The organism is Sphaerimonospora sp. CA-214678 (genome assembly GCF_050942215.1).
Lineage (GTDB): Bacteria > Actinomycetota > Actinomycetes > Streptosporangiales > Streptosporangiaceae > Sphaerimonospora.
Genome location: NZ_CP192056.1, coordinates 1563366 through 1577044, shown reverse-complemented (window position 1 = coordinate 1577044; position 13679 = coordinate 1563366). Strand labels below are relative to the sequence as shown.

Annotated in this window: 15 protein-coding genes; 10 read left to right on the top strand and 5 right to left on the bottom strand. The window is 69.6% G+C overall.

From position 1 onward, the window contains the following. Positions 1–47: 47 nt before the first annotated feature. Both ACQP1K_RS07310 and ACQP1K_RS07305 read right to left on the bottom strand, forming a co-directional pair. Positions 48–776 (bottom strand): alpha/beta hydrolase, encoded by a 729-nt coding sequence (locus tag ACQP1K_RS07310; RefSeq protein ID WP_433500112.1) that lies wholly within the window; start codon positions 774–776, stop codon positions 48–50. Positions 777–831: 55 nt separating this feature from the next. Further along, entirely contained in the window at positions 832–1149 is a 318-nt protein-coding gene (locus ACQP1K_RS07305) for an ATP/GTP-binding protein (RefSeq protein ID WP_433500111.1), read from the bottom strand. A gap of 239 nt (positions 1150–1388) precedes the next feature. Here ACQP1K_RS07305 and ACQP1K_RS07300 point away from each other — a divergent pair, with 239 nt between their 5' ends. From ACQP1K_RS07300 to ACQP1K_RS07290, 3 genes are all read left to right on the top strand, one after another. Next, complete coding sequence (locus ACQP1K_RS07300) at positions 1389–2384, top strand: iron ABC transporter substrate-binding protein (protein WP_433500110.1); 996 nt, start codon at positions 1389–1391, stop codon at positions 2382–2384. A gap of 95 nt (positions 2385–2479) precedes the next feature. Continuing rightward, positions 2480–4054: an ABC transporter permease gene (locus ACQP1K_RS07295; RefSeq protein ID WP_433500109.1), complete on the top strand. Its 1575-nt coding sequence runs from the start codon at positions 2480–2482 to the stop codon at positions 4052–4054. Further along, a complete protein-coding gene (locus ACQP1K_RS07290; RefSeq protein ID WP_433500108.1) occupies positions 4051–5142 on the top strand; it encodes an ABC transporter ATP-binding protein in 1092 nt (363 codons plus the stop codon). The genes ACQP1K_RS07295 and ACQP1K_RS07290 overlap by 4 nt, the downstream gene beginning before the upstream one ends. Here the strand turns inward: ACQP1K_RS07290 and ACQP1K_RS07285 are convergent. Next, entirely contained in the window at positions 5097–6605 is a 1509-nt protein-coding gene (locus ACQP1K_RS07285; protein ID WP_433500107.1) for a 3-hydroxyacyl-CoA dehydrogenase family protein, read from the bottom strand. The genes ACQP1K_RS07290 and ACQP1K_RS07285 overlap by 46 nt on opposite strands. Before the next feature lie 106 nt (positions 6606–6711). Here ACQP1K_RS07285 and nucS point away from each other — a divergent pair, with 106 nt between their 5' ends. The 7 genes from nucS to ACQP1K_RS07250 all read left to right on the top strand — a co-directional run bounded on the left by nucS (position 6712) and on the right by ACQP1K_RS07250 (position 12789). After that, complete coding sequence (nucS, locus tag ACQP1K_RS07280) at positions 6712–7383, top strand: endonuclease NucS (protein ID WP_433500106.1); 672 nt, start codon at positions 6712–6714, stop codon at positions 7381–7383. 241 nt (positions 7384–7624) lie between these two features. Beyond that, on the top strand, positions 7625–8455 hold the full coding sequence (locus tag ACQP1K_RS07275) for an ABC transporter ATP-binding protein (RefSeq protein ID WP_433500105.1): 831 nt from the start codon (positions 7625–7627) through the stop codon (positions 8453–8455). Positions 8456–8544: 89 nt separating this feature from the next. After that, on the top strand, positions 8545–9396 hold the full coding sequence (locus ACQP1K_RS07270; protein WP_433500104.1) for an ABC transporter permease: 852 nt from the start codon (positions 8545–8547) through the stop codon (positions 9394–9396). Beyond that, entirely contained in the window at positions 9354–10652 is a 1299-nt protein-coding gene (locus ACQP1K_RS07265; protein WP_433500103.1) for a sensor histidine kinase, read from the top strand. Before ACQP1K_RS07270 ends, ACQP1K_RS07265 begins: the two co-directional genes overlap by 43 nt. 7 nt (positions 10653–10659) lie before the next feature. Continuing rightward, positions 10660–11280, top strand: coding sequence for a response regulator (locus ACQP1K_RS07260; RefSeq protein WP_433500102.1), 621 nt, complete (start codon positions 10660–10662; stop codon positions 11278–11280). A gap of 168 nt (positions 11281–11448) precedes the next feature. Continuing rightward, positions 11449–12030 carry a TetR/AcrR family transcriptional regulator gene (locus ACQP1K_RS07255; RefSeq protein ID WP_433500101.1) on the top strand — a complete coding sequence of 194 codons (582 nt, stop codon included), beginning with the start codon at positions 11449–11451 and terminating at the stop codon, positions 12028–12030. 168 nt (positions 12031–12198) lie between these two features. Beyond that, positions 12199–12789 (top strand): cob(I)yrinic acid a,c-diamide adenosyltransferase, encoded by a 591-nt coding sequence (locus ACQP1K_RS07250; RefSeq protein WP_433500100.1) that lies wholly within the window; start codon positions 12199–12201, stop codon positions 12787–12789. A 46-nt stretch (positions 12790–12835) separates the two neighbouring features. Here ACQP1K_RS07250 and ACQP1K_RS07245 read toward each other — a convergent pair whose 3' ends face one another. Continuing rightward, on the bottom strand, positions 12836–13234 hold the full coding sequence (locus ACQP1K_RS07245; RefSeq protein WP_433500099.1) for a DUF2550 domain-containing protein: 399 nt from the start codon (positions 13232–13234) through the stop codon (positions 12836–12838). A 25-nt stretch (positions 13235–13259) separates the two neighbouring features. Next, positions 13260–13661: a F0F1 ATP synthase subunit epsilon gene (locus ACQP1K_RS07240; protein ID WP_433500098.1), complete on the bottom strand. Its 402-nt coding sequence runs from the start codon at positions 13659–13661 to the stop codon at positions 13260–13262. Positions 13662–13679: the final 18 nt, after the last annotated feature.

Below are 13679 nucleotides of genomic sequence, written 5' to 3'. Positions count from 1 at the left end.
TTGGATCGTGACACCCCTGCCCCCTGACCGGGACGAGGCGAAGCAGGTCACACGCTGGTGGGCAGCGGCGCCGCCGCCGGGTTCACCCGCTTGACGATCTCGTCGAGGACGATCCGTACGTACGGCTCACCGACCCACAGGTGCTTGGCCCCCTCCACCCCGACGACCTCCGCCTGCGGCACCCTGGCGAACCGCTGTACGGCCTCCGCCGGTCGCAGGTAGTCGTCGAACTCGGGAACGAGCGCGATCAGCGGACGGCCGAACTCCGCCCAGGCGTCGAGATCCTCGTCCGTCGCCCGGCGCAGCGGAGGCGAGAGCAGGATGGCGCCGGCCACGACCGGGTCGTGTCCCCACTTCAGGGCCAGCTCGGTGCCGAACGACCAGCCCAGCAGCCACGGGTTCGGCAGATCGTGGAAGTCGGCGTACTCCAGGGCCGCGGCGACGTCCCACCGCTCGCCCTCCCCCCCGTCGAAGGACCCCTGCGAGGTCCCGCGCTCGGACGTCGTACCCCGCGTGTTGAAACGGAGCACGGCCAGATCGGCCAGTGCGGGCAGGCGGTAGGACGCCTTGCGCAGCACATGGCTGTCCATCATGCCGCCGTGCGTGGGCAGCGGATGCAGACAGACCAGCGTCGCCACCGGCGGCCGCACCGTCGAGCCGTCCTCGCTCACGGGCAGCGCCAGCTCGCCGACCAGCTTCAGCCCGTCCGCCGTGTGCAGCTCGATGTCCTCCCGGTGCGCCGCCAGCACGGTTGACGCTCTGATATCCGTACCCACGCGATTAACCCCTTGCCTGATGTTCCGGTGATTGCGCCTGCTCAGCGGCGGCCGTTCAATATCGGCTGCGCCCCGGGCCCCGGTTGATCCGGTTGCGCCAGCAGGCGGTGTGCCAGTGCCGCCGCTCCTCCTCGCCACCCGGCCAGGCGGGCCAGCTCACGATATGCGGCAGGCCGGGCCGGATCTCCTGCTCGCATCCCGGGCACCGGTAGGTCCTGGCCGGGGCCGCGCCCGGTACGTCACGTACGACCCAGTCGCCGTCGGAAGCGGACTCGACCCGGTCCACCCCGGGCACCGAGGTTATCGGCCGTACGGCACCACGCCCATCCGGGCGCTGGAACGGGTCACGGCGTCGGGCACGACGGGGGCTCATGGCAACGATCCTCGGGGGAGCTTGACCTGCGGGAGCTTCATCTGGAACGGCGATTCGCTCCCTATTGTTCCGGACCCTCGGCTCCGATGCCCATTGTGCCGTTCCTCGATTCTTCCCCCGGGGTCCACTGTCCACCGAACCGAAGGTCGGCTAAGGTATGCCTAACCTAAGAATTGACGGTCGATATCCTCCCGAGAGGCAAGAAAGCAATGCGACGCTTGAGGCGACTGACCCCGGTCATGGCAGGAATCGCCGCGCTCACCATGCTGACGGCGGCCTGCGGAACCGGTTCCCCGGAGTCGGACGCCGGGACGCTCACGCTGTACAACGCCCAGCACGACGACCTTGTCGAGGCCATGGTGGCCGGCTTCACCAAGGAGACCGGCATCCAGGTCGACATCCGTTCCGGGAAGGATTTCGAGCTGGCGAACCAGCTCGTCCAGGAGGGGGACGCCTCGCCCGCCGACGTGTTCCTCACCGAGAACTCGCCGGCCATGGTGCTGGTGGACAGCAAGCAGGGGTTCGCCGAGGTCGACGCCGAGACCCTGGCCCAGGTGCCCGGCCAGTACGTCCCGTCGAGCCGCAACTGGGTCGGTTTCGCGGCCCGGTCGACCGTGCTCGTGTACAACTCCACGGCGCTGACGCCCGACCGGCTCCCAGAGTCGATCATGGATCTCGCCCGGCCGGAATGGCAGGGCAAGATCGGCATCGCGGCCGGCGGCGCCGACTTCCAGGCGATCGTCAGCGCCGTCGTCGCGGTAAAGGGCGAAGAAGCCGCAGCGGAGTGGCTCAAGGGCCTGAAGACCAACGCGAAGATCTATCCGCGTAACGGAGCCGTCATGAAGGCGGTCAACGACGGTGAGATCGAGGCGGGGATCATCTACCACTACTACTGGTACAAGGACCGGGCGGAGTCCGGGGCCAACAGCGCGAACACCGAGCTGAAGTTCTTCGGCGGCAAGGATCCCGGCGCGTTCGTCAGCGTCTCCGGCGCCGGCGTGCTCAAGTCGAGCAAGCGCCCGGAGCAGGCCCAGCAACTGGTGAAGTACCTCACCAGCAAGAACGGCCAGCAGATCCTGTCCGACAGCACAGCCCTCGAATACAGCATCGCCAGCGACGTGCCCGCCAACCCCGCGCTCAAGCCGCTGGACGAGCTCGACCCGCCGGCCATCGACGTCGCCGCGCTGAACGGCCCCAAGGTGGTCGAGCTGATGCAGCAGGCCGGACTGCTGTAGGGCCTCGGATGCGCCAGACTCCCGTCCGGTCCTCCCCGGAACACGCCGCCCCCCGCGGCGTCAACGGGGAGAACCCCGCCGTACGATTTCCCGACATGAAGCGCATCAAGCGCAGAAGGGGGACAGGCCGGACGGAGCGGTCTTATCCACCGCTGATGCTGTTCGCCTCGGTGTTCGTCGCGCTGATCGCGCTGATCCCGCTGGGATTCGTCGTCGTCTACTCGGCGAGCATCGGCCTCACAGAGGCGGCCCGGCTCGTCTTCCGGCCGCGTACGGGCGAACTGCTGTGGAACACCGTCCGGCTCATGGCCGGCTGCGTACTGCTCTGCGCGGCGATCGGAGTCGGTGCGGCCTGGCTGGTCGAACGGTCCACGCTCCCCGGCCGGCGGGTGTGGAACGTGCTGCTGGTGGCCCCGCTGGCCATCCCCGCGTTCGTCAACAGCTACGGCTGGGTGTCGCTCCTGCCCGGAGCCACCGGGTACGGCGGGGCACTGCTCATCGTCACGCTCTCCTACTTCCCGCTGGTCTACCTTCCGGTGGCCGCCGCGCTGCGCGGCCTCGACCCGGCGCTGGAGGAGTCAGCGCACGCACTGGGGCACTCGCCCTGGCGCACCTTCCTGCGGGTCGTCCTGCCCCAGTTGCGGCCCGCGCTGCTCGGCGGCTCCCTGCTCATCGGCCTGCATCTGCTTGCGGAGTTCGGGGCGTTGCAGATGCTCCGCTTCCCCACCTTCACCACAGCGATCTACGACCAGTACCAGTCGACGTTCAACGGCCCCGCCGCCAACATGCTCGCCGGGGTGCTGGTACTGCTGTGCCTGCTGCTGCTCCTCGCCGAGCTCAGGCTGCGCGGGCGGGCCCGCTACGCCCGGCTGGGCGCGGGTTCCGCCCGCCCCGCCCCCCGGACGCGGCTCGGCCGCGGCACCATCCCGGTACTGCTCGGCCTGGGCGTGCTGATCGCGCTCGCGCTCGGTGTGCCGCTGGGCAGCCTGGGCTACTGGCTGGCCAAGGGAACCTCGGCGGCGTTCCCGGTCGGGACGCTGGTCACGACAGCGCTGACCTCGATCGGGCTGGGCGCGGGCGGCGCGATCATCACCACGGTCATCGCGCTGCCGGTGGCCTGGCTGTGCGTCCGCCGGCCCGGCCGGCTCAGCGTCATCCTGGAGCGCAGCACCTACTTCGGCAACGCGCTGCCCGGCATCGTCGTGGCGCTCGCGCTGGTGACGATCGCGATCCGGCTCACCCCCGCGCTCTACCAGACGACCACGCTGCTGCTGGTGGCCTACGCGATCCTGTTCCTGCCCAGGACGATGGTGAACGTCCGGTCCGCACTGGCCCAGGCGCCTCCGGTGCTCGAGGACGTCGCGCACGCCCTCGGTGCCGGACGGCTGGCCACCTTCCGGCGGGTCACGCTGCGGCTGATCGCCCCGGGCCTCGGCGCGGGGGCCGCCCTGGTCTTCATCGCCATCGTCACCGAGCTGACGGCGACGCTGCTGCTCGCGCCCATCGGCACCCACACGCTCGCGACCCTCTTCTGGAGCCACAGCGACAGCATCGCCTACGCCGCCTCGGCTCCCTACGCGGCCCTCATGGTGCTGATCTCGGCCCCGGCCACCTACCTGCTCACTCGAGAGACGAGAATCCGAGCGGCGAAAGAAGGAGCACACGGATGACAGCGCTGACCATCACCGGGGTCACCAAGTCCTTCGGGGCCACGCGGGTGCTCGAAGGAGTCGACCTGCGCGTTCCGTCGGGAAGCCTCACCGCCGTGCTCGGCCCCTCCGGCTGCGGGAAGACCACCCTGCTTCGGCTGATCGCCGGTTTCGACGACCCGGAGACCGGCGCCATCGCCATCGGCGACCAGACGGTCTTCTCCCCGGGACACTCCATCCCGCCTCAGCGTCGGCGGGTGGGTTACGTGGCCCAGGAGGGCGCGCTCTTCCCGCATCTGACCGTGGCCGCCAACATCACCTTCGGACTGCCGAGATCCGCGCGCAGGGCCGGGGAGCGCGTGCCCGAGCTGCTCGACCTGGTAGGCCTGGACCGGCGTCTCGCCACCAGGTTCCCGCACGAGCTCTCCGGCGGACAGCAACAGCGGGTCGCACTGGCCCGGGCCCTGGCCCCCGAACCTTCCGTCGTCCTCCTGGACGAGCCCTTCTCCTCCCTCGACGCCGGGCTGCGCGAGGGAACCCGGAGGGCCGTGGTCCAGGCGCTCCGCGAGATCGCGGCCACCGCCGTTCTGGTCACCCACGACCAGGCCGAGGCGCTGTCGCTGGCCGATCAGGTGGCCGTGATGCGGCAGGGCCGGCTCGTCCAGCTCGACGCCCCGGCGACGCTCTACCGGTATCCCTGCGACACCGGGGTCGCCGGCTTCGTCGGTGAGTCCGTCCTGCTCCCGGCGGACCTGCGAAGCTCCGAGGCCGAATGCGCCCTCGGCGTCCTCCCGCTCCGCGAATCGGGCAACGGCGCCGCGACGTGGGCGGACGCGCGTCACGGCGCGGTGCTGATCCGGCCGGAGCAGATCCGGCTGCATCCTTCCTCCGACGCCGCCGGAATCGAGGCGCGGGTCGCCGGCGTCAGCTTCTTCGGCCACGACGCCGCCGTGCGGCTGGATCTCCTGCCGACCGGACCGCAGATCACCGCCCGGGTCCTGGGTCAGGACCTGCCCGCGCTCGGCGAACTGGTCCGGCTCACCGTGACCGGCGACGTCCTGGCCTATCCGACCGACCGGATGCTCGGCACCCCGGCGGTCACGAGCTGATCCAGCAGGGGCGCGGGAGCGAAGGCGGGGTCGCGATATTCGGCGTAGAGCGCGTGCAGGCCGTCCCTGACCTTCTCCAGGCCGATGTCGTCCAGCATCTCGAACGGCCCGGCGGGGTAGCCGCAGCCGAGCCGCATCGCCGCGTCGATGTCCGCCGCCGTCGCATACCCGCACTCCAGCATCCGCACCGCGTCGTTGAGGTAGGGGTAGAGCAGCGCGTCGACCACGAGCTCCGCCCGGTCGGCGCAGCGCACCGGGGTCCGCCCGAGCGTGGTCACCAGATCGCACACCGCGGTCACCGCCTCATCGGAGGTGAGCACGGTCGACGCCACCTCGGCCACGGACTCGCCCACGAGGTGCAGTCCGACGAGCCGCTCGGGACGCGGGAGCCGTACGGCGAGCTCGACGACGGGGGCGTCCGACAGCGCGATGACGAGGTCGGCGCCGGCCACCGGGCCGAGGTCGGACGCCTCGGCGATCACGGCCTTGAACCCGGCGGCGTCGAGAGCGGAGACGAGCGACGCCGCGGCCGGCCCGTCGCCGACGACGCCGACCAGCGATGTCACCGGCTTCGGCAGGGACTCGGGGGCGGTGGCCGTGCTCTCGCCGGTGTGGGAGTAGAACCCGCGCCCGGTCTTGCGGCCCAGCAGTCCGGCGGTCACCAGCTCGCGCAGGATCGGCGCGGGCGCGTGACGGCGGTCGCGGCTCTCCCGGAACAGCACCTCGCACACCTCGAAGGCGGTGTCCAGACCGATCAGGTCGAGCAGCGTGAACGGCCCCATCGGCAGGCCCAGGCCCCGCTTCATCGCCGTGTCGATGTCGTCCTGGCCGGCCAGCCCCGACTGGAGCAGGTGGCAGGCGTGGTTGAGGTAGCCGAGCAGCAGCCGGTTGACGACGAACCCGGCCCGGTCGCCCGCGACCACGGGGGTCTTGCCGAGCCTGCGGGCGAGTTCCGCGATCTCGGCGGCGAGCCCCTCCTCGGTGACGACCGTCTCGATCACCTCGACCAGCCGCATGACCGGCGCCGGGTTGAAGAAGTGCATGCCGACCACCTGCCCGGGCCGGGAGGTGGTGGCGGCGATCGCGGTGACGGACAGGGAGGAGGTGTTGGTCGCCAGCACGGCCGACGGCTTGCAGATGCGATCGAGATCGGCGAACAGGTCGCGCTTGAACTCCATGATCTCCGGGATGGCCTCGACCACGAGGTCGGCGTCGGCCAGATCCTCCCTGGAGGTGGTGAAGACGATCCGGTCGAGGATCTCCCGCTGCCGCTCGGCGGTCATCCTGCCCCGGGCGACGGCCCTGCCCGTCGAGCTCTCCAGATGACCGAGTCCCCTGGCCAGCGCGTTCTCGTCGGCCTCGACTCCGATCACGCGCAGCCCCGAGCGGGCGAACACCTCCGCGATCCCGGCGCCCATCGTCCCGAGCCCGACGACTCCGACCGTGTCATATGTCCGCATCATGTCGGCAAGTCTCCCAGAGTCGCTCCCGGCCCCCGTGACCCAGGTGGGGGGGCGGGCTCGGCGGAAGAGGTTCGCCGGCCCCGCCGGGCGTGGCAGGCTGTACCCCATGCGTCTCGTCATCGCCCGGTGCAGTGTGAACTATGTGGGAAGGCTGACGGCCCATCTACCGATGGCGCCCCGTCTGATCCTGATGAAGGCGGACGGATCGGTCAGCGTGCACGCTGACGACCGGGCGTACAAGCCGCTCAACTGGATGAGCCCGCCCTGCAAGCTACGCGAGGAGACCGTCGACGGCGTGCTCACCTGGTCGGTCGTCCACGGCAAGTCGGGCGAGAAGCTCGTGCTGACGATCGAGGAGATCCTGCACGACTACAGCCACGAGCTGGGCGTCGACCCAGGGCTGCGGAAGGACGGGGTCGAGGCGCACCTGCAGGAGCTGCTCGCCGAGCACATCACCACGCTGGGCGAGGGCTGGACGCTGGTGCGCCGGGAGTACATGACGGCGATCGGGCCGGTCGACATCCTGTGCCGCGACGAGCTCGGCGGCACCGTGGCCGTCGAGATCAAACGGCGTGGCGAGATCGACGGCGTCGAGCAGCTGACCCGCTATCTGGAGCTGCTCAACCGCGATCCGCGCCTGGCACCGGTCAAGGGGATCTTCGCGGCCCAGGAGATCAGGCCGCAGGCCCGCGTCCTGGCCGCCGACCGGGGCATCGGCTGCGTCATCCTCGACTACGACGCCCTGCGCGGCATCGAACGCACCGACACCCTCTTCTAGTCTCCCCGAGCGGCACGAGCAGTACGGGCGGCACGAGCAGTACGGGCGGCACGGGCAACACGAGCAGTACGGGCGGCATGAGCGGCCCGGACAGCTCGGGCGCTTCGGAGGGCGGGCAGGTCCGGCGGGTCCGCGCCGGAGGAGGAGCAGCAGGCAGGCCGCGATGTCCACCGAAGGGAGGACATCGCGGTTCATCCAGCCGGTGGTTTCGCGGGAGCCGTACGGCACGGACCCTTGAGGTATGACAAACGCCATCGAAGTGCGCGGCCTGACCAAGCGGTACGGCACCACCCAAGCGGTCGCGGGCATCGACCTGGAGATCGAGCGGGGCGAGGTCTTCGCCATCCTCGGCCCCAACGGCGCGGGCAAGTCGACCACGGTCGAGATCCTGGAGGGCTACCGCTCACGGGATTCCGGCGAGGTCAGCGTGCTCGGCGTCGACCCGGCCCGGCCGACCAGACAGTGGCGGTCACGGGTCGGCGTCGTCCTGCAGACGGCCAACGACGCGGCCGAGTTGAGCGTCCGGGAGACCGTACGGCATTTCGCCGGTTATTACCCCGACCCGCGTGACCCTGACGAGGTCATCGCCAAGGTCGGACTCACCGAGAGCGCCGGCAAGCGGGTCCGCCAGCTGTCCGGTGGCCAGCGCAGGCGGGTCGACGTCGCGCTCGGCATCATCGGCGCACCCGAGCTGCTGTTCCTCGACGAACCGACCACCGGTTTCGACCCGGAGGCGCGGCGGCGGTTCTGGGAGCTGATCGAGGGCCTGGCCCACGACGGCACGACGATCGTGCTGACCACGCACTACCTGGACGAGGCCGAGGCGCTCGCCGACCGGGTCGCGGTCATCGCGCGGGGCCGCATCGTCGCCCAGGGCACGCCGGCGACGCTGGGCGGCCGGCAGACCGCCAAGGCCCAGGTCACCTGGGCGGGCGGCTCCGTGGAGACCGACACCCCGACCAAGACCGTGCTCGAGCTCTCCCGGCGGTTCGACGGCGAGGTCCCCGGCCTCTCCGTCGTCCGGCCCACGCTGGAGGACATCTACCTGCGGCTCATCGAACCCTCCGCCTGAGCCGTATCCCACCCGGGCGAACACCGTTCCCCGATCCGGGTTCCTCTCCCCCGGTCCGAATTCTTCCGCCCCGATCGCTGAGGCCTCCAATGACAGAAACCGCCACGGCCGCCGCCACCCGTACGGCGTCCGCCGCCCGCCCGCTGCCGTCAACACTGAGACTCGGCCTGGCCCGCGGCGCCATCGAGAACAAGATGTTCTTCCGTGAGAAGGACGCCGTCATCTTCACCTTCTCCTTCCCGATCATTCTCCTCGTCCTGTTCGGCTCGATCTTCTCCGGCGACATGGAGGGAACCGGGATCACCGTCTCCCAGCTCTACACCGCCGGCCTGATCGGCGCCGGCGTGATGGGCGCCGGGTTCCAGAACCTCGGCATCGGCATCGCCGGCGACCGTGACGACGGCACACTGAAGCGGCTGGCGGGCACGCCGATGCCGCGTGCCGCCTACTTCGTCGGCAAGGTGATCAACGTGCTGGTCATCGCGTCGCTGGAGACCGTGATCCTGCTCGCCATCGGCGTCTTCATGTACGACCTGGAGCTGCCCTCGGCGGTGTCGAGCTGGGTGACGTTCTCCTGGGTGTTCCTGCTCGGCGTGTCCGGGGCGGCCCTGCTCGGCGTCGCGGCGAGCAGCCTGCCCCGCTCGGCCAAGAGCGCGTCCGCCGTGATCAGCATGCCGTTCGTCGTGCTGCAGTTCATCTCGGGGGTCTTCATCCCGTTCACCGAGCTGCCCACGTGGCTGATCAACGTCTCGTCGATCTTCCCGCTGAAGTGGATGTGTCAGGGCTTCCGGTCGGTGTTCCTGGGCGACGCGGGGGCCGCCCTGGAACTGACGAAGTCGTACGAACTGGACCGCGTAGCCTTGGTGCTCGCCGCCTGGCTCATCGGAGGTCTTGCGCTGTGCCTGACGACATTCCGCTGGAAGGGCCGTCGCGACGGATGAGTCCGTACGGCACGGCGGGCGACGAGCCGGACGCCGCAGCGTCCGGCTCGCACGTGCTCGGCGCGGGCACGTCCGGCTCGCACGCCTGGGAGGCCTTCCGAGGATGGGAGGTGCTCTTCGCCGTCTCCCTGGCCGTGGCGGTCTTCTCCGTGCTCCTGGACTCCGGCGTCCCGACCTGGGCCAGGGCCGTGTCGATCACGCTGCTGTTCCTGTGCACCATCGCCTATCTGCTGCTCGGCCGCCCCGCGATCAAAGAGGGAGACCACGACGGCAGCCGTCGCAGCCTCCTCTACTGGGCGCTGATCCTCATGGCCTTCGTCCCCGCGGCGATCCTGTCCCAGGCCACGATGTTCACACTGTTCGCGCTCTGCCCGCAGGCGTTCATGATGCTGCGTCAGCGCACCGCTGTCGTCATGGTGCTCCTGATCAACCTCATACCCGCGTTGCAGTTCGCACTTCGCCGGGAAACGAGCATCACCGAGCTGCTGATCTTCACGGTGACGGCGGCGATCAGCGTCACGTTCGCGCTGATCTTCGGCCCGTGGATCACCCGGATCATCAGGCAGAGCGCGGAACGCGCCCACCTGATCGAGGAGCTCAGGGCCAGCCGGATCGAGGTCGCCCGGCTGTCCGCTGAGCGCGGCGCCCTGGCCGAACGCGCCCGGCTGGCCGGGGAGATCCACGACACCCTCGCACAGGGATTCACCAGCATCATCATGCTGATCCAGGCCGCCGAGGCCCAGGCCGACCCGTCGCGTCATCTGACGCTGGCCGTCCAGACCGCCCGGGAGAACCTGGCCGAGGCACGCGCCCTGATCGCGGAGCTCGGCCCGCCGTCGCTGAACGGGTCGACCCTGGAGGAGGCGCTGCGGCGGGTCACCGGCAGGTTCGGCGAGGAACTGGACGTCGAGACCTCCTTCGCCGTCGAGGGCCCCTCCCCGCCGTTGCCGCCGAGCACCGAGGTCGTGCTCCTCCGGGCGGCCCAGGAGGCCCTGGCCAACGTGCGTAAGCACGCGGCGGCCACGTCGGTCGCGGTCCTGCTCCGGTACGGCGAAGCCGACGTGGCGCTGACCGTCGCCGACGACGGCGTAGGCTTCGCCGACGACGGCTCGGACGCATCGCCGGGATTCGGCCTGCGGTCGATGCGTGCCAGGGTCGAGCAGGAGGGCGGCACGTTCACGGTCGAGTCCGCCCCCGGCCGGGGCACCTCCCTCACCGTCACCATGCGTCCCATCCCCCGCGGACCAGGAGTGTGATCTTGTCGTGATTCGGCTGCTGATCGTGGACGACCACCCCGTCGTGCGGGAGGGACTGCGCGGGATGCTGGAGTCCGATCCCGATGTCACCGTCGCCGGCGAGGCCGGATCCGGCGACGAGGCGGTGGTCATGGCCGCCGAACTGAAGCCGGACGTCATCTTGATGGACCTGCGGATGCCCGGCGGGGACGGGGTGACGGCGACCAGGCGGATCCTGGCCGAGCGGGCCGGGAGCCGCATCATCGTGCTCACGACGTACGAGACCGACCAGGACATCGTGCGGGCCGTCGAGGCGGGCGCGACCGGCTATCTGCTGAAGGACACCTCGCGGGCGGACCTGCTGGCCGCCATCGCCGCCGCCGCGCGGGGCGAGACCGTGCTGTCCCCCTCGGTGGCCACCAAGCTGGTCACCCACCTGCGCAGCCCCGTCACCGGGTCGCTGAGCAAGCGCGAGACGGAGGTGTTGGCACTCGTCGCGCGGGGGCTGACCAACGCCGATATCGGCAAGGCGCTCTTCATCAGCGAGACAACCGTCAAGACGCATCTGCTGCGCATCTTCACCAAGCTGGGCGTCTCGGACCGCACCGCCGCCGTGACCACGGCCCTGGAGCGTGGCCTGCTGCGATGACAGAGTGACGGCTTGACCACCTTGTCAAGCCTTCCGGCATCTTTGGCATGACTGGAAGGTGCTGATATGTCGACACTTCCACAAAAAGGATCTTGGGTTCATAATGTTGTGCTTTGGGGGGTCCTGACTTGGCGAGGTGAACAAGTGGCGGGGCGTGATTATCGGGGGATGACAGCGGAGCAGCGGCTCGCGGATCGGAAGGAGAGACTCATCACCGCGGCGTACACGCTGTTCGCGCAGCCGGGGTTCCACGACACCACCATCGAACGGCTCTGCTCCACGGCCCGCATCTCGAACCGCGCGTTCTACGAGTGCTTCGCGAACAGGGACGATCTGATGCGCGAGGTCTACGAGCGCTGCGTCGGCGAGACCCTCGACTCGGTGAGCCGGGCGGTGGAGAAGGCCCCACCCACGTTGGACGATCGGATAGCGGCGGGCATAGGGGAGTACATCCGGTTCGTCACCATGGACGTGCGACGGGCACGGCTCATGCACCTGGAGGTACGCCGGGCCGGCGACGTCCTCGGCAACGCACGGCAGCACGCGGTGAGGTCGTTCGCCCAGATCATCCAGGACGCGGTGCACGATGTGCCGCACGCCCTGCCCTCGGATCCGTATCTGCTCTCGCTCGGCATGACAGGAGCGATCACCGAACTGCTCATCGAGTGGGTGCTCGCCGATCCCACCCCGCCCATCGACAGACTGATCGATACGGCGAGCCACATCTTCCGCCGCTCCTTCCAACCCTGAGCACCCGGGGGAGGCGTTTCGCCGCGCCGAACGTCTTGCGCAGGCTCGATATCTCCAACATGCGACGATCATCTCGTCGGCGGCCTCACCACAGTAGACACCGATATCAGCGCTTCCAGATGACATCTGTCAGCTGGGGGGAAACGGTCGATGGATACGCTGGCGGCCATGACACGAGGCGACAGAGACAACCCAGTGGTGCTCTCGAAGATCTACACCAGGACCGGCGACGACGGGACGACCGCACTCGGCGACATGAGCCGCACCAGCAAGACCGACGCACGGCTGACGGCCTACGCCGACGTGGAGGAGGCCAACGCCTTCATCGGCGCCGCCCTGGCCACCGGCGAGTTCTCCGACGACGTCACTGCGGTCCTGGTGCGCGTGCAGAACGAGCTGTTCGACGTCGGCGCCGACCTGTGCACACCGGTCACAGAAAGTCCCGAGTTTCCCCCGTTGCGGGTCGAGGACACCTACATCACCTGGCTCGAATCCCAGTGCGACCGGTTCAACGCGCAGCTGAGGCCGCTGCGCAGCTTCATCCTGCCCGGCGGCACGCCCGGCACGGCGCTGCTGCACGTCGCCCGCACGGTCGTACGGCGTGCCGAGCGCGGGGCCTGGGCCGCGCTGGAGGCACACCACGACGTGAACCCGCTGACCGCGAAATACCTGAACCGGCTGTCGGACCTCATGTTCATCCTCTGCCGGATCGTCTCCGGCGGCGGCGAGATCCTCTGGAAGCCCGGCGGCACCCGATAGGAAGCGCCGGACGGCGGGCCCGGTGCCGCCGGTTCTGGAGACGACCTCAGGCGGCGTCGAGGTAGGCGCTGGGCGGGGCGGATTCGAGCCAGGCGAGGAAGCCGGTCAGCGCGTCCTCGCTCATGGCCAGGGAGACGGGACCGCCCTTGTCCGAACAGACGACCGCCCAGTAGCCCGCCGGTCCCTCAGCTCCGGTGAGCATTCTCCGGTCGGAAACGGTGAGGCCGCGCCTCGCGATCGCGCGGCGCGGCCTCAGTCGCAGTCCAAGGAACGGAGTCCAGTGGAGCTCTCCCCCGACGTAGCGGGCCACTCCGTTCTTCCAGCCACCGTCCCGCGCGCGTATCCGGCAGATGATGGCTCCCCGGCTGTGTGCCAGGGCGAAGGCACGTACGAACAGGAGGGCGGCCACGACGAGCATCCCGAGAAGAATCCCAAGCGCCGTCATCGCCGCCCTCCCTCTTTGTTCGGAATCAAACCTCTTCGCCGGCAGCGCGCAGCCGAGCCGCCGCGCGCTTGGCTTCAAGTCGTGCGTCCGCGTCCGCCTGGTCCGCCTCGATCGATGCCTGGGCGCGCTGCAGCGCGTCCTTGGTCGCCGCGACGTCGACCTCGGAGCCGAGCTCCGCCACCTCGGCCAGGACGGATACCTGGTTGTCGGCGACCGAGATGAATCCGCCGTGCACCGCGGCCACGAGGTCGAGCTCGCCGTCACGCTTCACGCGCAGCACGCCGCCCTCGACGAGCACACCGAGAACAGGAGCGTGATTAGGCAGAATACCGATCTCACCCTCCACCGTCTTGGCAATCACCATGTCGGCCTCGCCGGACCAGAGCTCACGCTCCGGCGACACGAAACCAACGTGTAGCTTCGCCACTTTCAGCTCCCTCCGAGC

Coding starts and splice junctions, on each gene's coding strand:
- ACQP1K_RS07305 (WP_433500111.1), bottom strand. CDS start 1,149: ATGAGCCCCCGTCGTGCCCGACGCCGTGACCCGTTCCAGCGCCCGGAT.
- nucS (WP_433500106.1), top strand. CDS start 6,712: ATGCGTCTCGTCATCGCCCGGTGCAGTGTGAACTATGTGGGAAGGCTG.
- ACQP1K_RS07245 (WP_433500099.1), bottom strand. CDS start 13,234: ATGACGGCGCTTGGGATTCTTCTCGGGATGCTCGTCGTGGCCGCCCTC.
- ACQP1K_RS07255 (WP_433500101.1), top strand. CDS start 11,449: ATGACAGCGGAGCAGCGGCTCGCGGATCGGAAGGAGAGACTCATCACC.
- ACQP1K_RS07275 (WP_433500105.1), top strand. CDS start 7,625: ATGACAAACGCCATCGAAGTGCGCGGCCTGACCAAGCGGTACGGCACC.
- ACQP1K_RS07270 (WP_433500104.1), top strand. CDS start 8,545: ATGACAGAAACCGCCACGGCCGCCGCCACCCGTACGGCGTCCGCCGCC.
- ACQP1K_RS07250 (WP_433500100.1), top strand. CDS start 12,199: ATGACACGAGGCGACAGAGACAACCCAGTGGTGCTCTCGAAGATCTAC.
- ACQP1K_RS07295 (WP_433500109.1), top strand. CDS start 2,480: ATGAAGCGCATCAAGCGCAGAAGGGGGACAGGCCGGACGGAGCGGTCT.
- ACQP1K_RS07285 (WP_433500107.1), bottom strand. CDS start 6,605: ATGATGCGGACATATGACACGGTCGGAGTCGTCGGGCTCGGGACGATG.
- ACQP1K_RS07290 (WP_433500108.1), top strand. CDS start 4,051: ATGACAGCGCTGACCATCACCGGGGTCACCAAGTCCTTCGGGGCCACG.
- ACQP1K_RS07300 (WP_433500110.1), top strand. CDS start 1,389: ATGGCAGGAATCGCCGCGCTCACCATGCTGACGGCGGCCTGCGGAACC.